This is a genomic window from Streptomyces sp. NPDC003032, assembly GCF_053591415.1.
This window is the reverse complement of record NZ_JBSFTT010000010.1, coordinates 236,717-256,365: the sequence shown is the minus strand read 5'-3', so window position 1 is coordinate 256,365 and position 19,649 is coordinate 236,717. Positions and strand designations below refer to the sequence as shown.

Genomic DNA, 19,649 nt, shown 5'->3' with positions numbered 1-19,649 from the left:
GTCCCCAACCTTGGGACACTCCGTCTCCGATTCGTCGACGGGGACCATCCGCCAGCCAACCGGAAGCACGGGAAGAGATGTCGGCACCGAACAAGTCGTACGACCCTGTTGAGGTCGAGGCACTGAAACCTGAAGAGATCGAGCGCATGCGGGACGAGGCGCTCGCCGCCTTCGCGGCCGCGGACTCCCTCGACGCGCTCCAGGAGGCCAAGGTCGCGCACACCGGCGGCACCTCGCCGCTGGCGCTCGCCAACCGCGAGATCGGCGCGCTGCCCCCGCAGGCCAAGGCCGAGGCGGGCAAGCGCGTCGGCATGGCGCGCGGCGCCGTCAGCAAGGCGCTGGCCGCCCGCCAGAGCGAGCTGGAGGCCGAGCGCGACGCCCGCGTGCTCGTCGAGGAGGCGGTGGACGTCACGCTGCCGTACGACCGCACGGCCGCCGGCGCCCGGCATCCGCTGACCACGTTCATGGAGCGCGTCGCGGACGTCTTCGTCGCCATGGGCTACGAGGTCGCGGAGGGCCCCGAGGCCGAGGCGGAGTGGTTCAACTTCGACGCCCTCAACTTCACGCCCGACCACCCGGCCCGGCAGATGCAGGACACGTTCTTCGTCCAGGGGCCGGCGGGCACTGAAGGCGACGAGTCGGGTGTCGTACTGCGTACGCACACCTCGCCCGTACAGGCGCGCGCGCTCCTCGAACGCCGTGAGCCGCCCGTGTACATCGTCTGCCCCGGCCGCGTGTACCGCACGGACGAGCTGGACGCCACGCACACCCCGGTCTTCCACCAGATCGAGCTGCTCGCCGTCGACGAGGGCCTGACCATGGCCGACCTGAAGGGCACCCTCGACCACATGGTCCAGGCGCTCTTCGGCGCGGGCATGAAGACCCGGCTGCGGCCGAACTACTTCCCGTTCACCGAGCCGTCCGCCGAGATGGACATGGTCTGCTACGTCTGCCGCGGCGAGTCCGTCGGCAACCCCGACCGCCCCTGCCGCACCTGCGGCAGCGAGGGCTGGATCGAGCTGGGCGGCTGCGGCATGGTCAACCCGAAGGTGCTCACGGCCTGCGGCGTCGACCCCAAGAAGTACAGCGGATTCGCCTTCGGGTTCGGCATCGAGCGGATGCTGATGTTCCGCCACAACGTCGAAGACATGCGAGACATGGTCGAGGGTGACGTCCGGTTCACCCGACCGTTCGGGATGGAGATCTGATGCGGGTCCCGCTTTCCTGGCTGCGGGAGTACGTCGACCTCCCCGCCACCGAGACCGGCCGTGACGTGCAGGCCAAGCTGATCGAGGTCGGCCTGGAGGTCGAGACCGTCGAGCAGCTCGGCGGCGGCCTCAAGGGCCCGCTCGTCGTCGGCAAGGTCCTCACCATCGAGGAGCTGGAGGGCTTCAAGAAGCCCATCCGCTTCTGCACCGTCGACGTCGGCACCGCCAACGGCACCGGCGAGCCGCAGGAGATCGTCTGCGGCGCCCGTAACTTCGCCGTCGGCGACAAGGTCGTCGTGGTCCTGCCCGGCGCCGTTCTGCCCGGCGACTTCGCGATCGCCGCCCGCAAGACGTACGGCAAGACCTCGCACGGCATGATCTGCTCCGGCGACGAGCTGGGCATGGGCGACGACGGCTCCGGGGGCATCATCGTGCTGCCGCCCGAGCACGAGGCCGGCACCGACGCCATCGAGCTGCTCGAACTGGTCGACGAGGTCCTGGACATCGCCGTCACGCCCGACCGGGGCTACGCGCTGTCGATGCGCGGCGTCGCCCGCGAGACCGCCATCGCGTACGGCCTGCCGCTGCGCGACCCGGCGCTCCTGGACGTGCCCGCGCCGAACTCCTTCGGCTACCCCGTCAAGATCAGCGACCCGCTCGGCTGCGACCGCTTCACCGCGCGCACCGTCACCGGCCTCCAGCCCGAGGCCCGCTCGCCTATCTGGCTCAAGCGGCGCCTCCAGAAGGCCGGAATGCGCCCCGTCTCGCTCACCGTCGACGTCGCGAACTACGTGATGCTGGAGCTGGGCCAGCCCCTGCACACGTACGACCGCTCCCGCATCCAGGGGACGATCGGCGTGCGCCGGGCCGAGCAGGGCGAGAAGTTCACGACGCTCGACGGCGCCAAGCGCGTCCTCGACGCCGAGGACCTGGTGATCACCGACGAGCGCGGGCCCATCGGCCTCGCGGGCGTCATGGGCGGCGCCAACACCGAGATCGCGGACCACGAGGAGACGGCCGGTACCACGGACGTCGTCATCGAGGCCGCGCACTTCGACGCGCTCTCCGTCGCCCGCACCGCGCGCCGCCACAAGCTGGGCTCCGAGGCCGCCAAGCGCTTCGAGCGCGGTGTCGACCCGCAGGCCGCGGCCGCCGCCGCGCAGCGCACCGTCGACATGCTGGTGCTCCTCGCGGGCGGCACCGCGGAGGCGGGCGTCACGGAGGTCATCGCACCGACCGCGCCGCGCACGATCGCCATGCCCGCCGACCACCCCGACAAGGTCGCCGGTGTCACCTACGGCCGCGAGACCGTCGTACGCCGCCTCCAGCAGGTCGGCTGTGACGTGTACGGCCAGGACGACCTGACGGTCACCGTGCCGTCGTGGCGCCCCGACCTCGCGGAGCCGAACGACCTCGCCGAAGAGGTCATCCGCCTTGAGGGGTACGAGAATCTCCCCTCGACCCTGCCGAAGCCTCCCGCAGGCCGTGGCCTGACCGACCGGCAGCGCCTGCACCGCCGCGTCGGGCGCGCCCTGGCCGGGGCCGGATATGTCGAGGCGCTCAGCTACCCCTTCATCGGCGAAAGCGTCTTCGACCAGCTCGGCCTGGACGCGGACGACCCGAACCGCCGCGTGGTCAAGCTCGTCAACCCGCTCTCCGACGAGGAGCCCGCCCTCCGTACGACGCTGCTGCCGGGCCTGCTCGCCGCGCTCCGCCGCAACGACGGGCGGGGCAGCCACGACCTGGCGCTTTTCGAGACCGGTCTCGTGTTCCACCCGCGGGAGCAGCTCAAGGTCGCGGTGCGGCTGCCCGTCGACCGGCGCCCCACCGACGAGGAGATCGCCTCCCTCACCGAGGCGCTGCCCGTCCAGCCCCGGCACGCCGCCGTCGTCCTCGCGGGCGCCCGCGAGCAGGCCGGCTGGTGGGGCAAGGGCCGCCCGGCCGACTGGGCGGACGCCGTCGAGGCGGCGCGCACCCTCGCCCGTGAGGCCGGTGCCGAGCTGATCGTCGACCAGGGGCAGTACGGCCCCTGGCACCCGGGCCGCTGCGCGGAGCTGAAGGTCGTCATCGACGGCGACATCGTCTCCGTCGGGCACGCCGGCGAGCTGCATCCGCGCGTCGTCAAGACGCTGGGCCTGCCCGCCCGCACCTGCGCCATGGAGCTCGACCTCGACCGCCTGGAGCAGGCCGGTGAAGGGCCGCTGCGGGCGCCGCGGATCTCCACCTTCCCGGTGGCCACCCAGGATGTCGCGCTGGTCGTCGACAAGGAGGTGCCGGCCGCCGTGGTCGAGTACTACCTGACCGGCGGCGCGGGTGAACTCCTCGAGTCCATCCGGCTGTTCGACGTCTTCGAGGGCGAGCAGATCGGCGAGGGCAAGAAGTCCCTGGCGTACGCGCTGCGCTTCCGCGCGGCCGACCGCACGCTGACCGTCGACGAGGCGTCGGCGGCCCGCGACGCGGCCGTCGCCCTGGCGGCCGAGCGCACGGGCGCGGTGCTCCGCGGAGCGTAGTCACCGTCCGTAGGTGGTAACAGGCGCACCATGAGGCGCACAGAGGGGCTCAACCGGATCACCGGTTGAGCCCCTCACTCGTTAGGGTGACAACTGGCTTCACTATGGCTCAATCGGGTCACCCGGTCGCAAGAATCAGACCGGCCGTAGGGGTCGGCCTGCGCGCTGAACGGGGCCTTAGGGGGGCCGACGGCATGATCCGTAACAAGGTTGGGGCTCCCCGCCGGACGATGCTCGGAGCAAGGGCACGAGGTGGCGGGAGCCGTCGAGACCACGACCAGGGGCTGTTCGTACGTGGCAGAACGCCCCGAGCGGCTCCCCGGCTGCTCTCCGGCGGGGGGCGCAGGCGGTTCCGCCGCGCGCTCACGCTGGGGCTGCCGACCGTATGGGGCGCCGTCGCCATCACCTACAAACTGGCCTGTCCGCTCGCCCAGCAGGACGGCATGGGAGCGCGGATCGTCAGCAGCGCGGTCTTCTTCGCCGTCGGGACCGGGCTCATCGTGCACGTCCGACGGGCGCTGCTGCGGGAGTTGCGGCAGGTCCGCGAGGTCGCGGGCGCCGCGCAGAACACACTTCTGCGGCCACTGCCGCCCCGCGTCGACGGTCTGGTGCTCGCCGCCGGCCGGTTCGCGGCCTCGCAGGGCGCCTCCGTCGGGGGCGATCTGTACGAGGTGGCCGCCACCGAACACGGCGTGCGCGTCGTCATGGGCGATGTCCGGGGCCACGGCCTCGCCGCCATCGGGACCGTCGCCGCCGTCCTCGGCAGCTTCCGCGATGCCGCCCACGACGAGCCCGAACTGCCGCTGGTCATGCGGAGGTTGGAGCGGGCACTCGGGCGGCACCTGCGGGAGCGGGCGCGCGCCGAGCACCCCGCGAGCGGCGGGGCGGCGCCGGAGAACCCGGTGGCCGAGGAGTTCGTCACCGTACTGCTCCTGGAGATCGGCGACGGCGGGGAGATCACCGCGCTCAACTGCGGCCACCCCTGGCCCTTCCTGCTGAGCGGCCACGCCCGGCCACTGACGGACGCCGACCCGCTGCCGCCGCTCGGCACCTTCCCGCTCCCCGCCGACCTGCCCGTCCTCGACTGCGGGCGGCTGCTGCCCGGCGAGGCGCTCGCCCTGCACACGGACGGCATGGAGGACGCCCGCGACGCGGCGGGGGAGTTCTTCCCGCTGGAGGCCGCGCTCACCGAGGCCGCCCGCGTCCAGCCGGTCTCCCCGCAGGTCCTCATCCACTCCGTCTACGCCGAACTGCTGCGGCACACAGGCCGGTTGCCGTCCGACGACGCGGCGCTGCTCGTCCTGCGCAACGACCGGGGCGAGGGGAGAGCGGCACGCGCCGTCCGCCCCGCCATGGAGTTGTCGGGCAGACGGCGGGACGGACGGCGCTGGTGAGGGCCGCCGCACTGTATGAGGGGGGAGCCGGCGGCCCGCCGACCTCCTTAACTGATGAGGCATCTCAGTCAAGCGATTCCACACGGCGTGCGGCAGAGCGCACACCCCCCGGATCCGGGCACTCCGTTCACACCCCGTGTGAAGGCCCCTCCACTAGGCTGAGCAGCACCGAGCCACCGGAGGGCATTCATGCAGCCCAACTCTCTGCTCGACGCGATCCTCGACGAAGCGGGCATCTCGCACGCGGGACTTGCCGCACATGTGAACCAGGCCGGAAAGTCCAGAGGCCTCGCGCTGCGCTATGAACACACCGCCGTCTCCCGCTGGTTGAAGGGCCAGCGCCCGCGCGGCCAGGTCCCCGATCTGATCTGCGAGGTGCTCGCCGCCCGGTTGCAGCGGCCCGTCACCCTCGACGACATCGGCCTCGGACTGCCCGGTGTCCCCGCCGCCCGCGCCGGCTCCGCGTCCTCCACGCTCTCCGGCTTCGTGGAGCGGGCCACGGCCCTGTGGCGCTCGGACGAACAGCAGCGCCCCCACCTGCTCGGCGCGCCCGCCGTCACCGGCACCCCCGCGGTGATGCCGGTCTGGGAGTGGGAGAATCCGCCCGAGGACGTCGACGTGTCCCGCGGCGGACGCCACCCCGTCAGCACGGCCGACATCGAGATGATGCGGGCGGCCCGCGCCCACTACGAGCAGATGTACCGCAAGACCGGTGGCGTCGCGACCCGCACCCGCATCGTCGGCTTCCTCAACGCGGAGGCCGCGCCCCTGCTGCGGGGCAGCTACACCGACGAAATGGGCCGCCAACTCCACCGCTCCACAGGCGGGTTGGTCGCGATAGCGGGAATCTGCGCCTACGACTCGGACGCGCACGGCCTCGCCCAGCGCTACTTCCATCAGGCCCTGCGGCTCGCAAAGGCCAGCGGAGACCGGGGACTTGGGGCGTACGTCATCGCGCTGCTTGTCAACCAGTCGCTGTTCATGCGCGAGTACCGCCAGGCCGTGGCGTTCGCCGAGGCGGCGCTGCGGACCGCGGGCCGCGACTTCACCCCGGCGCTCGCGTCCGATCTGTACGCGATGCAGGCCAAGGCGTACGCACACCTCGGCGACGGCAGGAGCGCGCTGTCCTGCATCCGGCGTGCGGAGGCCGCGGCCGAGCGGATTCTGCGCGGCCGCGAGCCGGACGAGACCGGTTATGTCCAGCCCGGACTCGTCAACGTACAGGTGGCGGAGGCCCTGCTCAGCCTCGGCGATCTGGTCAGCGCCCGCGAGCACGCCGCGGCGGCCGTGGACACCCCGGCGCACGACCGGGGCCGGGTCCACCGGCTCGCCATGCTCAGCCAGATCGAGCTGCGCCAGGGAAACACCGACGAGGCGGTGGCCACCGCGGTGCAGATGGCGGAGCAGGCGCGTGGGATGGAGTCCCAGCGGCTGCGCGACCGGCTGCGCGCGGTGCGCGAGCACCTCGTCCGCAGCGACTGCGCGGGCACGGCGGAGGCGGCCGCACTCATCGACGGGGCGCTGCGCGTACCGCTGTGACGCCCTGACGCACCGCTCCGCACCCCGCACACTCTGCTCTGAGTTTCCGCCTGCTGCGATATTGCCATCTACTCGGCGGAAGGTGGCAGAACCGTGCAGTGGACGAAACAGAGTGAACAAACTGTGTATGAAAATCGATGGTTCTCGGTCAATCTGGCGGATGTCGAGCTACCCGACGGCCGGCATCTGGACCACTTCCTCATACGGCTGCGGCCCGTCGCCGTGGCCACCGTCGTCAACGACGCCAACGAGGTGCTGCTGCTGTGGCGGCACCGCTTCATCACCGACAGCTGGGGCTGGGAGCTCGCGGCAGGCGTCGTCGAGGACGGCGAGGACATCGCGTACGCGGCGGCACGCGAAATGGAGGAGGAGACCGGCTGGCGGCCGGGCCCGCTGCGGCACCTGATGAGCGTCGAGCCCTCCAACGGGCTCACCGACGCCCGGCACCACATCTACTGGTCCGACGAAGGGACCTACGTCGGCCATCCCGTGGACGACTTCGAGTCGGACCGCCGTGAGTGGGTCCCGCTCAAGCTCGTCCCCGACATGGTGGCGCGCGGGGAGGTCCCGGCCGCCAATATGGCCGCGGCGCTCCTCCTCCTGCACCATCTGCGCCTCGGCCAGGACGCGCGCCGGTTCTAATGGCCGATGGCCTGCCAGACCGCCACGGCGAGTGCCGCGACCGCCGCGAGAGCGACGATCGTCGGCAGCGGCCAACGCGTGTGCTCCAGAGCGGCGACCTTGGCCTGCAAGGCCTCCACGTTCTTGGCGGTCTGTTCGTCGTGCTGGGTGAGCAGCGCCAGCCGTCCGTCGACGCGGGCGAGACCCACGTCCAGGCTACGGCGCAACTCGGCGACTTCCTCCGGGACCACGGCACTATCGCCGTCGGTGGTCACGAATCCACTCCTCTCTGTAGTGGCGCGTCCCCCCTTCATCCGCACGGGCAGTCAACTCGCCTGGTGGACAGGGCGGGAGAGTGTGCGATGGGCATATGCGAGCCCACTGCGCACACGGTGTGTGAACGCCGCGGGCCCGGCACTCACAGGAGTGCCGGGCCCGTCCAATACGGAGCGTGCTCGTACGGGGAGTGAACCCCGCCGAGTACGGGGGTCAGTACGTGTAGAAGCCCGAGCCGGTCTTCCGGCCGAGGCGGCCCGCGTCCACCATCCGCTGGAGCAGCGGGGGAGCGGCGTACAGCGGCTCCTTGTACTCCGTGTACATGGAGTCGGCGACCGAGGCGACCGTGTCCAGGCCGATGAGGTCGGCGAGCTTGAGCGGGCCCATCGGGTGGGCGCAGCCCAGCTCCATGCCGTTGTCGATGTCCTCGCGGCTGGCGATGCCCGATTCGAACATCCGGATCGCGGAGAGCAGATACGGGATGAGCAGCGCGTTGACCACGAAGCCCGAGCGGTCCTGGGCGCGGATCGCGTGCTTGCCGAGGATCTTCTCGACCATGACCTGCGCCCGGCTGATGGTGCCCTCGGACGTGGTCAGCGCCGGGATCAGCTCGACGAGCTGCTGCACGGGCGCCGGGTTGAAGAAGTGGATGCCGATGACCTGGTCGGGCCGCGAGGTCGCGACGGCCAGCTTCACCAGCGGGATGGAGGAGGTGTTGGAGGCGAGGATCGCGTCCTGCCGGGTCACCACCTGGTCGAGCACCTGGAAGATCTCGGTCTTGACCTGCTCGTTCTCCACGACGGCCTCGATGACCAGGTCACGGTCGGAGAACTCGCCGAGGTCGGTGGTGAAGCTCAGGCGCTCCAGGGCCGCGTCGCGCTCCTCCTCGGAGATCTTGCCGCGCTCGGCCGCCTTGGAGAGCGAGTTGTGCAGCCGGGTACGGCCGATCTCCAGGGCCTCGCCGGTGGTCTCCGCGACCTTCACGTCCAGTCCGGAGCGGGCGCAGACCTCTGCGATCCCGGCGCCCATCTGGCCACAGCCCACCACTCCGACGCGTGCGATATCGGTCATGGAGTCGGTCACCTCGTGCCTTTCGCTGTTCAACGGGGCCGGCAGGGTCCCCCGTATGGATGCGGTCCCTGCCTCGGCCGTGAACGTTACTCCGCAACGAGGGGTCCATGAGGTGCCGGGTCGGGCATGCTGGCCGCAACCCGGCGAAAGGTGCCGGACACAGCGAGCTCAGGGGCGTACAGATGAGGCGTATGTCACGTCGGGGTTTCTCGGTGGTGGCCGCGGCGACGATCGCGGGCCTGGCGTCGGCGGGGGACGCGGCGGCGGCCCCCGACCGGCGTCGAAAGAAGGCGCGCGAGCTGCGGGCCATGTGGCTGGCCACCGTGGTCAACCGCGACTGGCCCTCCCAGCCGGGCCTGCCCGCACAGCAGCAGCGCGCCGAGCTGCTGGCCTATCTGGACTCGGCGGTGAACCGCAGACTGAACGCGGTGGTCTTCCAGGTGCGGCCCACCGCCGACGCGCTGTGGCCCTCGCCGTACGAGCCGTGGTCGGAGTACCTCACCGGCGTGCAGGGCAAGGACCCGGGCTGGGACCCGCTGGGCACCGCGGTGCGGGAGGCGCACCGCAGGGGCCTGGAGCTGCACGCGTGGTTCAACCCCTTCCGCATCGCCAACCACACCGACCCGTCGCGCCTGGTGGCCACGCACCCCGCGCGCGTGCACCCCGACTGGGTCGTGCCGTACGGCGGGAAGCTCTACTACAACCCGGGCCTGCCCGAGGTGCGGCGCTTCGTGCAGAACGCGATGCTCGACGCGGTCCGCCGCTATCCGCTGGACGCGGTGCACTGGGACGACTACTTCTACCCGTACCCCGTCGCGGGCCAGACCTTCGACGACGACGACGCGTTCGCGCGCTACGGCGGCGGCTTCCCGGACCGCGCCTCCTGGCGGCGCGACAACATCGACCGCCTCGTGCGCGAGATGGCCGGCCGGGTGAAGAGGACGCGGGGGCGCACCCAGTTCGGGATCAGCCCGTTCGCGGTCTGGCGCAACATCGCGACCGATCCGACGGGCTCGGACACCCGGGCCGGCGTGCAGACGTACGACGATCTGTACGCGGACACGCGCGGCTGGGTGAAGAAGGGCTGGCTCGACTACATCGTCCCGCAGGTGTACTGGAACATCGGCTTCCCCGCGGCGGACTACGCCAAGCTGGTCCCCTGGTGGAACGACGTCGTGAGCGGCACGGGCGTGAACCTGTACATCGGGGAGGCCCTCTACAAGGCGGGCGACCCGGCGCAGCCCGCGGCCTGGCAGGACCCTGCGGAACTCTCCCGCCACCTCACCTTCGCCGAGGGCTACAGCGAGGTGCGCGGGCACATCTACTTCTCGGCGAAGGAGGTCGGCGTCGACAGGATCGGCGCGATGGCGCGGGTGGTCGCCGACCACTACCAGGAGCCGGCGAAACCGCCGCGCTGACGCCCCGCGGCTAGCTCGCCGGGTCCTGATGCCGTACGACGGTGTCGGGGCCCGGCGACATCAGCGTCTCGTGGCCGTCCTCAAACCGGACGCGGTACGGCGGGCCGCCGTCCGGGCCGAGCACCTCGACGACCTCGGCGATCCGGTCGTGCTGCCCGACGATCCTGCCGTGCAGCACCAGCTTGTCACCTACGGTTGCGCGCATGTGGAGTACTCCCTCGTTGCGCTCTGCGGTCGCGGTCCGTGGCCGTCAGTCTACGACGGGTGGCGGAAGTTGGCGCCTGGCCTGACGCGCCGCGGGTCAGCCGCGCGCCCTTTGTGTGACGGCGATGCAGACGAGCACCGCCGCCGCCGTGAGGGGCGCGGCGACGGGCAGGTGCTCGCCGAGCAGGAACACCGACCAGACCAGGGTCAGCAGCGGCTGGGCGAGCTGGAGCTGGCTGGCCTTGGGGACGCCGATGACGGCCATGCCGCGGTACCAGACGACCAGGCCGAGGAACTGCGAGCCGATCGCGGAGTAGAGCAGGCCCGCCGTGCTGTGCCCGGTGAGCTGGAACGACTCGTGCTGGAGGGCGACGGCCGCGCCCACGACGTTGAGCGGCAGACACAGGACAAGACCCCAGCCGATGACCTGCCAGCCCGGCATCTCGCGGGCCAGGAGGCCGCCCTCGGTGTAGGCGGCCGCGCAGACCAGGAGCGCGCCGAAGAGGTAGAGGTCGGCGGCCGACAGGGCGCCGCCGCTCTGCTGCACGGTGAACGCGATGACCGCGGCGGCTCCGGCGAGCGCCGCCCCCCAGAACGTACGAGAGGGCCGTGCCCCGGTGCGCAGCGCCGAGAGGACGGCGGTCGTCAGCGGGAGCAGGCCGACGACCACGGCCGCGTGCGCGGTGGTGGAGGTCTGCAGGGCGAGCGTGGTGAGCAGCGGGAAGCCGACGACGACGCCGGCGCCGACCACGGCGAGCCCCGCCCAGTGGCGGCGGTGCGGGACCGGGACGCGCAGCGCGAGCAGGCAGCCGCCCGCGATGAGGGCGCTGAGCGCGCCGCGCAGGGTCACCAGGCTCCAGGGGCCGATGCCCTCCAGGCCCCACGCGGTGGAGGGGAAAGTGAGCGAGAAGGCGGTGACGCCGAGGGCGGCCAGCAGGGTGCCGGTGCGGCGGGAGCCGTGCGGGGCGCGGGCGGTCGCGGGGCTCGCGGTGGGCGCCGCCGGGGCCGCCGGGGCCGCCGCGGGGGCTTCGCCGACCGCTATCCGCTTCGGGCGAGTAGCGCTATCCTGTGCTGTCATGCAAGACAGTAGCAGTGTGGGCGAACTGGCGAAACGGCTGCGGAGCGAGCTGGACCGCTACTCTCCAGGCGGAAAGCTGCCGTCGAGCCGGGCGCTCGTCGAACGGTTCAAGGTCAGTCCGGTGACCGTGTCGCGTGCCCTTGGGCAACTGGCCGCCGAAGGGCTCGTCGTCACCCGGCCCGGCGCCGGGGTCTTCCGCGCCGAACCGACGGCGCCCGCCGCGCCCGCCGGGGACACCTCGTGGCAGGAGGTGTCCCTGAGCGCCGACGCCGCGGCGGAGCTGGTGCCGCGCGCGGTCGACGCGTCCGGGGTGCTCGCCACCTTGGCCGCACCGGCGCCGGGCGTCATCGAGTTCAACGGCGGCTACCTCGACGCCTCCCTCCAGCCCGAGCGCGCGATGGCCGCGGCGCTCGCGCGGGCGGGACGGCGGCCCGGGGCGTGGGGGCGTCCGCCGGTCGACGGGCTCCCGGAGCTGCGGGAGTGGTTCGCGCGCGGGGTGGGCGGGGCGATCACGGCCGCCGAGGTGCTGATCACGGCGGGCGGGCAGAGCGCGCTGACGACGGCGCTGCGGGCGCTCGCCCCGCCGGGAGCGCCGGTGCTCGTCGAGTCGCCCACCTACCCCGGGATGCTGGCGATCGCCCGCGCGGCGGGGCTGCGGCCCGTGCCGGTCCCGGTCGACACGGACGGGGTGCGCCCGCAGCTCCTGGAGGCCGCGTTCCGCGCGACCGGCGCCCGGGTCTTCGTCTGCCAGCCGCTGTTCCAGAACCCGACCGGGGCGGTGCTCTCCGCCGACCGGCGCCCCGAGGTCCTGCGGATCGCCCGGGAGGCCGGGGCGTTCGTCATCGAGGACGACTTCGTGCGCCGTCTCGTCCACGAGGACGCCGGGCCGCTGCCGCGGCCGCTCGCCGCCGACGACCGGGACGGCGTCGTCGTGCACGTCTGCTCGCTCACCAAGGCCACATCGCCGAGCTTCAGAGTGAGCGCCCTCGCGGCGCGCGGCCCGGTCCTGGAGCGGCTCCGCGCCATCCAGGTCGTCGACCACTTCTTCGTGCCGAGGCCGTTGCAGGAGGCGGCGCTCGAACTGGTCGGCTCCCCGGCCTGGCCGCGCCATCTGCGGTCGGTGGCGGGCGAGTTGAGGGTGCGCAGGGAGGCGATGGCCTCGGCGCTGCGGCTGCGCCTTCCCGAACTGGCGATGCCGCACATCCCCGCGGGCGGCTACAACCTGTGGGTGCGGCTGCCCGACGGCACGGACGAGGCGGCGCTGGCCTCGGCCGCCCTGCGCGCGGGCGTCGCCGTGGCGCCCGGCCGCCCCTACTTCGCGGCGGAGCCCCCGGCGGCGTACGTCCGGCTGAGCTTCGCGGCGGTCGCCGGGGTGGGGGAGATCGGCGAGGGGGTGCGCAGGCTGCGGGCGGCCTGCGACGAGGCGCTGGGGTAGCGGACGCCGTTCATCCTCCGGCCCGCGTCCACCGGTGGCTGTCCACGGACGCGTACTGGGCCCTCGGCCCAACCGCGGTGCGGCGTGCGTGGTCCGTGTGGCGTGCGTGGTCCGTGAGGCGTACGTAGTCCGTGACGAGCAGCAGATCCTTGGCGGGGCCGCCCACTCGCCACCGGGTGCGCCAGCGGTCCGCGTCGTACACCTCGAACTCGCCGCGGTAGAGGTCCGCCACGCAGGGATGGTCCGCGGTGTGGCGGCCGGAGCGCAGATCGAGGTCGTGGAAGAAGCGCCCGTCGGCGAACTCGACGCGGGCCGTGCCCCGGACCTCGCCGGGCAGGAAGCGCAGGGTGCGCTCGGCGGGGCGCGTGGTGCCGCGCCAGGTGAAGACGCCCGACTCCTGGTGGAGGAGCCCGCCGTCGTCCGGGGCGGGCAGTGGCGCGAAGAGCGTCGTACCGGTGAAGCGGCCCTCGGACCCGTCGGCGAGGTCGCGGACCGTGCGGGTCACGCGCCACTCGCCGACGAGATGGGCCAGGACCTCCGGGACGGGGTGGAGGGGCGTGGAGGGCATACCAGCAGGTTACGCGGGGTGCCGCGGGTCGTTGCCCGCCGCTGCCCGCCGCTGCCCGCCGCTGCCCGCCGCTGCCCGCCGCTGCCCGCCGCTGCCCGCCGCTACTTGTCGACGACCGCCATGCTGCCCTCGTCGTAGCGCGTGCCCGCGACCTTGCCCTCCGGGGCCGCCGCGTCGATCGCCGCGAGGTCGTCGGCGGACAGCTGGAGCGTGGCGGCCGCGACGTTCTCCTCCAGGTACTTCTCGCGGCGCGTGCCCGGGATCGGCACGACGTCGTCGCCGCGGTGCTGCACCCAGGCGAGCGCGAGCTGCCCGGCGGTGACGCCCTTCTCGTCGGCGAGCGCCTTCAGGGTGTCGACGATGGACAGGTTCCGCTCCAGGTTGCCGTCGGCGAAGCGGGGCTGGGTGCGCCGCATATCGTCCTCGGACAGCTCGTCGAGCGAGGTGTAGCGGCCGGTGAGGAAGCCGCGTCCGAGCGGTGAGAACGGCACGAGGCCGATGCCGAGCTCCCGGCAGACCGGCGCGATCTCCTCCTCCAGGTCCCTGGTCCACAGCGACCATTCGCTCTGCAGCGCGGCGATCGGATGCACGGCGTGCGCCCGGCGGATCGTGCGCGCGCTGGCCTCGGAGAGCCCGAGGTGACGGACCTTGCCGGCCTCGACCAGCTCGGCGAGCGCGCCGACGGTCTCCTCGATCGGCACGGTCTTGTCCACCCGGTGCACGTAGTACAGATCGATGTGGTCGACGCCGAGGCGCCGCAGCGACGCGTCACAGGCCTGTCGTACGTAGGCGGCGTCGCCCCGGATGTGCAGGGGATCGCCGAGCCGGTTGGCGAAGCCGAACTTGGTCGCCAGGACGGCCCGTTCGCGGCGGGGACCCGCGAGGGCGCGGCCGATCAGCTCCTCGTTGTGGCCGCTGCCGTAGAAGTCGGAGGTGTCGAGCAGGGTGACGCCGAGGTCGAGCGCGCGGTGGATCGTCGCGATCGACTGGGCGTCGTCCGACGTGCCGTAGGCGTGGCTCATCCCCATGCATCCGAGCCCCTGCGCCGAGACGGTCAGTGCGCCGAGCCGGCGGGTGGGAAGGCTGCTCATGGTGGTACCTCCTGGCTGGTGTTCCGTGGTCGGTTCCGACCCTAGGAGTTGGAGCGGACTCCAGGTCAAGGCGGGGGAGTCCGGAGAGCCGCAGCGCCTGTACGGGGGCTGTCCCCAGGGACCTTCGGCCCGCTGGCCCGATGGTCCGGCACCGCCCGTGTTCCTAGCGTGGTGATCGATCGCTCCGGCCGTCCGGCCCGGGCGACCGCCGCCGAACGAGGAGTACGCACGATGCGCGTCGCGTCAGCAGTCACCGTGGGCCTGGGCCTGGCCGGTCTTCTCGCGGGCGGAGTCGACGCGGCCGTCCCCGAATCGCCCAAGAGGCCAGACTCGGCGCTGAGTTGGGGAAGCTGCTCCGCCGACCAGAAGGAGCTGAACGAGGCGGGCGCGCAGTGCGCGAAGGTGACTGTACCGCTCGACCACGCCGACCCCGGCGGCCGTACGATCCAGCTGGCGATCTCCCGTATCAAGGCGAAGTCGCCCCAGCGGCGCGGCATTCTGCTCTCCAACCCGGGCGGTCCGGGCGGCACCGGCCTCGCCCACACCCTCGCGCTGCGCCCGACGCTGAAGGATGTGGCCGACCACTACGACCTGATCGGCTTCGACCCCCGTTTCCTCGGTGAGAGCACCCCGATCACCTGCGGCACAGCCCCGGCCCCGGCCCCGGCCGCTCCGACCACCACCCCGCGCAAGGACTTCGAGGCCTCGGTGCGTGCCTCGCGCGACACCGCACGCCGCTGCCAGGAGCACGGCGACAACGCCGAGTTGCTCCCGTACGCCTCGACCCGCGACGTCGCCCGCGACATGGACGCGATCCGCGCCGCACTCGGCGAGCGTGAACTGTCGTACTACGGCGTCTCGTACGGCGCCGACCTGGGCGCCGTCTACACCCAGCTCTTCCCGCGCCGCGCCGACCGCGTCGTCCTGGACTCCTCGACGGACCCGGCGGCCACGCAGTACGAGCTGTTCCAGCGGTCGGGCGCGCCCGCGGAGGCGGCGCTGGGCGGGCAAGTGCGGGCGGATGTCCTGGAGTTGCTGGCCGCGGCCGAGCGGAGCCCCATCCCCGTCAAGGGGCAGCGGCTCAACGCGCCGCTCCTGCGGATCATCTTCAAGCAGCTCGTCCAGCACGAGGAGAACGACGCCCAACTGGCGGGCGTCGTGGCCGACTTGCGGAAGGCCGCGACGGGCGAGGAGATCGAGCCGGGGCCGGCGCTCGCCGGGCTCCTCGAACTCCTCTCCTCGCCCGAGCTGGAGAGCAGCATGGTCGGCGGCGCGATCTTCATGTGCGGGGACGGCGGGTGGCCCGCGGGCGGCTGGCCGAAGAACCCGGAGACGTACTGGAAGAACATGCAGCGCGGCCGCGCCACGCAGCCGGTCTTCGGCCCCTACGTCAACAGCATGATCGCGCCGTGCGCGTTCTGGGGCGGCGAGCCCCGCGAACCCGGCACCAAGATCGGCAATGACGTGCCCGTCCTGCTGCTCCAGGCACGCCACGACAACAACGTCCCCTACGAAGGTGCCCTCGCCCTGCACCGCAGGCTCACCGGGTCCCGCCTCGTGACGGCCGACATCCGGGCGCACGGCGTGTACGGGCGCGGGAACGACGGCCTCACCCCCGTTCCCTGCGCCGACCAGGCCGTCAACACCTATCTGCGCGACGGGAAGCTGCCCGCCGCCGACCTCACCTGTCCGAAGCCGGAGGAGAACCGATGACGACGACAGGGATCAGCAGGCGGGCCGGGCTCGCGGCGACCGCGGCGGCGCTGCTCACGGGATCGGCGGCACCCGCCTCTGCCTCCGCCCGCGCCTCCGCCTCGTCCCGGCGGGGACGCGCCCTCCAGCACGGCGTCGACGCCATCCTCGCCACCGGGGTGACCGGTGTCCTCGCCGAGGTGCGGGGTGCGCACGGCCGCCGTACGGCTGCCCGCGCGGGCGTCGCCGACCTCGCGGCGAAGGAACCTGTGCCCTGGGACGCCTACTACCGCATCGGCAGCGACACCAAGACGTTCACGGCCGTCGTCGTCCTCCAACTCGTCGGCGAGGGGCGGCTGAAGCTCACCGACACCGTCGAGCGGTGGCTGCCCGGGGCGGTCCACGGCCACGGCAACGACGGCCGCCGGATCACCGTCACCAACCTGCTGCGGCAGACCAGCGGCCTGAACGACTACCTCGCCCTCGGAGCGGACCCCGACGACCTCACCCCGGAGGCCTACCGCCGGAACCGCTTCCGCTCGCAGACGCCCGAGGAGCAGCTGACGGCGGCCCTGAGCGAGCCGCCGCGGTGGCTTCCCGACGCCGCCGACCCGGCGGGGGAGCGGCGCTGGGAGTACTCCAACACGAACTACGTCGTCGCCGGCCTGCTCGTCGAGGCGGTCACCGGACACCCCTGGGCCCAGGAGGTCCACGAACGCGTCATCGAGCCACTGGGCCTCGGCGACACCTTCACGCCCGGCACATCGCCGTACGTCCCCAGACCGACGGCAACGGGCTACACGCACTTCCCGAACTCGTCCGAGACCGGTCGGCCCGTCGACACCACCCTGGGCTTCGGCGGCGGCGCGGACGGCTGCCTCATCTCCACGACGCGCGACCACGGCGCCTTCCTGCGCGCCCTGCTCGGCGGCCGGCTCCTGCGCCCCGCCCAACTCGCGGCGATGAAGCGGACCGTTCCCGTAAAGGACTGGATCCCGGCCGACGGCGTTCGCTACGGCCTCGGCATCGCCTGGCGCCCGGTGGCCGGCCGGCGGGACGGCATCTGGTTCCACGGCGGCACCAGCCTCGGCTGCGTCTCCGAGGGCGGTGTGACTCCGGACGGCACCACGGCTGTGACCAGCGCGGCCTTCACCCTGCGCCTCGACAGCGCGGAGCGACACGAGGCGCAGGCGCGGGCCACGCTTCGGATGGTCGATGCGGCACTGGGGGCCGCCGCCGGCCCCGGGGGAGACCGCTAGCGGCGCCGCCGACGCCCCGGGAGGCCGCTGGCGTCGTCCGGCGGGTGCCGGTCAGTGTCCGGCAGTGTGATGGGGAGTCGTCGGGCGGGGTTGCTTCGTCGGCAGAGGGGGCTCGTCGTCGGGTCGGTCGGCGGGGCGGCGTGGGAGTCTCGTCGCCGTCGCCGCGCCGAGCGCCGCCACGGCCGCCAGCGCCGCCAGCGTCGGGCCCATCGCGTCGAGGAACGAGGCGTCGGTCCAGTGCGGCGGCCGCGTGCCGTGCCCGTGTGCGGCGGGGGCCGTGAGGGTGGTCATCAGCGTGGTCGCCACGGCGATGCCCAGCGTCGGGCCCACGTTCATCGCCGTCTGCTGGAGGCCACCCGCCACCCCGGCCTCGGCGACCGGGGCGTGCCGTACGACGACGGCCGTCGCGGCGACCATCACCGTGCCGAAACCCGCGCCGACCAGCACGAACCCGCCTCCGATCGCCACCGCGCCCGACGCCTGGTCCAGGCGGGAGAGAGCGAGGACCCCGAGGGTGAGCAGCGCCATCGCGCACATGATCGTCCGCCGGGGTCCGTGCCGCCGCAGCAGCACCGCCGCGAGCGGCGCGCTCACCACCATCATCAGCGCGAGCGGCAGCGCCCTCAGCGCGCTGTGCAGCGGGTCGAGCGCCAGCACGTCCTGAAGGTAGTACGTCCCCACGAAGAGCGCCCCGAACATCGCCGCGGACGCCGCCACCAGGATGCCGAGCGCGGGCCCGACCGCCGCCGAACCGACCAGGCGGGGCGGCACCAGCGGGCTCGCGGCACGGCGTTCGTGGCGTACGAACGCGGCCGCGGAGACCGCCGCCGCGCAGAAGCCGAGCATGGTGGCCGCCGTCCAGCCCTTCTCCGGGACGCCCACCAGCGTGTGCACGAGGCACCCCAGCACCGCCGCGAGCAGCGCGGCACCGGCCAGGTCGAGCCCGGGCGGGGGCCCCTGCCGGCGCGGCGCGGGCACACGGATCAGCAGCGCCAGTACGCCGATCAGGAGCGCGGGCACCACGCTCAGGTAGAACACCGAGCGCCAGCCCAGATGCGTCGCGAGTGCCCCGCCGAGCACCGGCCCGGCCGCCGCCGCGAGGCCGATCGCGCTCGTCCGCACCGCGATCGGCATCCCGAGCCTGTCCGGCGGGAACGCGGCCCGCAGCATCCCGAGCGTGGCGGGCTGCAGCAGCGCGCCGAAGACACCTTGCGCGACGCGCAGCGCGATCACCCAGCCGACGCCGGACGCGAGGCCGATGCCCGCCGAGGTGAGCGCGAAGCCGAGTGTTCCGACGGCGAAGACCCGCCGGTGCCCGTACCGGTCGCCGAGCCGCCCCGAGAAGACCAGCAGGCTCGCCACGGCGATCAGATACCCGGTGCTGGTCCACTGCACCTGCGTGAACGAGGCGTCCAGATCGCGCTGCAGGGCGGGCTGTACGACAGTCAGCACGGTGCCGTCCAGGGCGACGATCATGGCGCCGAGCACGCTGCACGCGAGGGTGAGCCTCTGCTGGCTCGCAGGCCCCGTCGTCACGGCCGCTCCGACCCGAGGTGCGCGTCCAGCGCGGCTTCGATCAGCGGCTCCACATCCGCGGCCCCCGTCGCGAGCCGCAGACTGCCCCATCCCCACAGCTGCGCGATGCCGTGCAAATTAGCCCACAGCGCCCCGGCGGCGACCCGCGCCTCCACGGCGACCCGCGCCTCCGTGCCGGGTCCCGTGCCGGGTCCTGTGCCGGGTCCTGCGCCGGGCGCCGCGCCAGGCCCCGCGCCGGCCTCGGCGACCAGCCCGACCAGCACGTCGAAGAGCGGCAGGCTGGTCTGCCGCAGGCCGAGTCCGTCGCTCTCCAGGAGGTCGTGGCGGAACATCAGCTCGAACATGCCGCGGTGGTCCGCCGCGAAGCCGAGGTAGGCGCGGCACAGCGCCGTCAGCCGCGTACGCGCGTCCCCCTCGGCCGCGGCCTCCGTCACCCGGGCCGCCAGCTCGGCGAAGCCCCGCCGCGCGATGGCGGACAGCAGCGCCACATGCGTGGGGAAGTGGCGCCGGGGAGCGCCGTGCGAGACCCCCGCCCTGCGGGCGATCTCCCGCAGGGTCAGCGCCTGCACACCCTCGGCCGCCAGAAGTTCGACGCCCACGTCCACCAGCCGGGCCCGCAGCCCGGCGTCCTGTTCGCTCATAGACACTGTCTACTACATCGCGTAGACAGTGTCTACGTAGATCGAGGTGCCCAGGGCCCTGTCCGTAAGGGGGGAGGTAGGAGATATCTTGATGTCGAGCAATGTTGC

General features: G+C 72.9%; 16 protein-coding genes and 1 pseudogene. 9 read left to right on the top strand and 8 right to left on the bottom strand.

What is annotated here, in order from left to right:
• The first annotated feature begins 77 nt into the window (after positions 1 to 77).
• From pheS to ACWDZ7_RS17170, 5 genes are all read left to right on the top strand, one after another.
• Positions 78 to 1,208 (top strand): phenylalanine--tRNA ligase subunit alpha, encoded by a 1,131-nt coding sequence (pheS, locus tag ACWDZ7_RS17190; protein WP_451797733.1) that lies wholly within the window; start codon positions 78 to 80, stop codon positions 1,206 to 1,208.
• Positions 1,208 to 3,718 (top strand): phenylalanine--tRNA ligase subunit beta, encoded by a 2,511-nt coding sequence (gene pheT, locus ACWDZ7_RS17185; RefSeq protein ID WP_451797731.1) that lies wholly within the window; start codon positions 1,208 to 1,210, stop codon positions 3,716 to 3,718. The genes pheS and pheT overlap by 1 nt, the downstream gene beginning before the upstream one ends.
• A 194-nt stretch (positions 3,719 to 3,912) precedes the next feature.
• Positions 3,913 to 5,112, top strand: coding sequence for a PP2C family protein-serine/threonine phosphatase (locus tag ACWDZ7_RS17180; protein WP_451797729.1), 1,200 nt, complete (start codon positions 3,913 to 3,915; stop codon positions 5,110 to 5,112).
• Between the two features lie 189 nt (positions 5,113 to 5,301).
• Entirely contained in the window at positions 5,302 to 6,651 is a 1,350-nt protein-coding gene (locus ACWDZ7_RS17175; protein WP_451797727.1) for a tetratricopeptide repeat protein, read from the top strand.
• Positions 6,652 to 6,744: 93 nt separating this feature from the next.
• On the top strand, positions 6,745 to 7,293 hold the full coding sequence (locus ACWDZ7_RS17170; RefSeq protein ID WP_451797725.1) for an NUDIX hydrolase: 549 nt from the start codon (positions 6,745 to 6,747) through the stop codon (positions 7,291 to 7,293).
• Here ACWDZ7_RS17170 and ACWDZ7_RS17165 read toward each other — a convergent pair.
• On the bottom strand, positions 7,290 to 7,547 hold the full coding sequence (locus tag ACWDZ7_RS17165) for a hypothetical protein (RefSeq protein WP_451797723.1): 258 nt from the start codon (positions 7,545 to 7,547) through the stop codon (positions 7,290 to 7,292). The two genes, ACWDZ7_RS17170 and ACWDZ7_RS17165, sit on opposite strands and share 4 nt — an antisense overlap.
• Positions 7,548 to 7,761: 214 nt before the next feature.
• Positions 7,762 to 8,619: a 3-hydroxybutyryl-CoA dehydrogenase gene (locus tag ACWDZ7_RS17160; RefSeq protein ID WP_451797722.1), complete on the bottom strand. Its 858-nt coding sequence runs from the start codon at positions 8,617 to 8,619 to the stop codon at positions 7,762 to 7,764.
• A gap of 182 nt (positions 8,620 to 8,801) precedes the next feature.
• Here ACWDZ7_RS17160 and ACWDZ7_RS17155 point away from each other — a divergent pair, with 182 nt between their 5' ends.
• On the top strand, positions 8,802 to 10,037 hold the full coding sequence (locus ACWDZ7_RS17155) for a glycoside hydrolase family 10 protein (RefSeq protein ID WP_451797720.1): 1,236 nt from the start codon (positions 8,802 to 8,804) through the stop codon (positions 10,035 to 10,037).
• A 10-nt stretch (positions 10,038 to 10,047) separates the two neighbouring features.
• Here ACWDZ7_RS17155 and ACWDZ7_RS17150 read toward each other — a convergent pair whose 3' ends face one another.
• Both ACWDZ7_RS17150 and ACWDZ7_RS17145 read right to left on the bottom strand, forming a co-directional pair.
• Entirely contained in the window at positions 10,048 to 10,242 is a 195-nt protein-coding gene (locus tag ACWDZ7_RS17150) for a DUF1918 domain-containing protein (protein WP_451797719.1), read from the bottom strand.
• Between the two features lie 96 nt (positions 10,243 to 10,338).
• The gene (locus tag ACWDZ7_RS17145) at positions 10,339 to 11,319 is read right to left on the bottom strand and encodes a DMT family transporter (RefSeq protein ID WP_451797718.1); all 981 of its coding nucleotides are present in this window, start codon (positions 11,317 to 11,319) and stop codon (positions 10,339 to 10,341) included.
• On the opposite strand from ACWDZ7_RS17145, the gene ACWDZ7_RS17140 reads away from it, so the two are divergent.
• The gene (locus ACWDZ7_RS17140; protein WP_451797716.1) at positions 11,318 to 12,754 is read left to right on the top strand and encodes an aminotransferase-like domain-containing protein; all 1,437 of its coding nucleotides are present in this window, start codon (positions 11,318 to 11,320) and stop codon (positions 12,752 to 12,754) included. The two genes, ACWDZ7_RS17145 and ACWDZ7_RS17140, sit on opposite strands and share 2 nt — an antisense overlap.
• A 118-nt stretch (positions 12,755 to 12,872) precedes the next feature.
• On the opposite strand, the pseudogene ACWDZ7_RS17135 reads toward ACWDZ7_RS17140, so the two are convergent.
• Positions 12,873 to 13,322, bottom strand: a pseudogene (locus ACWDZ7_RS17135) (DUF6314 family protein); the annotation flags it as partial.
• A 101-nt stretch (positions 13,323 to 13,423) separates the two neighbouring features.
• The gene (locus tag ACWDZ7_RS17130; protein WP_451797715.1) at positions 13,424 to 14,413 is read right to left on the bottom strand and encodes an aldo/keto reductase; all 990 of its coding nucleotides are present in this window, start codon (positions 14,411 to 14,413) and stop codon (positions 13,424 to 13,426) included.
• 231 nt (positions 14,414 to 14,644) lie between these two features.
• Here ACWDZ7_RS17130 and ACWDZ7_RS17125 point away from each other — a divergent pair, with 231 nt between their 5' ends.
• Complete coding sequence (locus ACWDZ7_RS17125) at positions 14,645 to 16,126, top strand: alpha/beta hydrolase (protein WP_451797713.1); 1,482 nt, start codon at positions 14,645 to 14,647, stop codon at positions 16,124 to 16,126.
• Entirely contained in the window at positions 16,123 to 17,364 is a 1,242-nt protein-coding gene (locus ACWDZ7_RS17120; protein WP_451797712.1) for a serine hydrolase domain-containing protein, read from the top strand. The genes ACWDZ7_RS17125 and ACWDZ7_RS17120 overlap by 4 nt, the downstream gene beginning before the upstream one ends.
• 51 nt (positions 17,365 to 17,415) lie before the next feature.
• Here the strand turns inward: ACWDZ7_RS17120 and ACWDZ7_RS17115 are convergent, their stop codons facing one another.
• Together ACWDZ7_RS17115 and ACWDZ7_RS17110 are read right to left on the bottom strand one after the other, a co-directional pair.
• On the bottom strand, positions 17,416 to 18,840 hold the full coding sequence (locus tag ACWDZ7_RS17115; protein ID WP_451797798.1) for an MFS transporter: 1,425 nt from the start codon (positions 18,838 to 18,840) through the stop codon (positions 17,416 to 17,418).
• 56 nt (positions 18,841 to 18,896) lie between these two features.
• Entirely contained in the window at positions 18,897 to 19,541 is a 645-nt protein-coding gene (locus ACWDZ7_RS17110) for a TetR/AcrR family transcriptional regulator (protein WP_451797710.1), read from the bottom strand.
• Between the last annotated feature and the right edge of the window lie 108 nt (positions 19,542 to 19,649).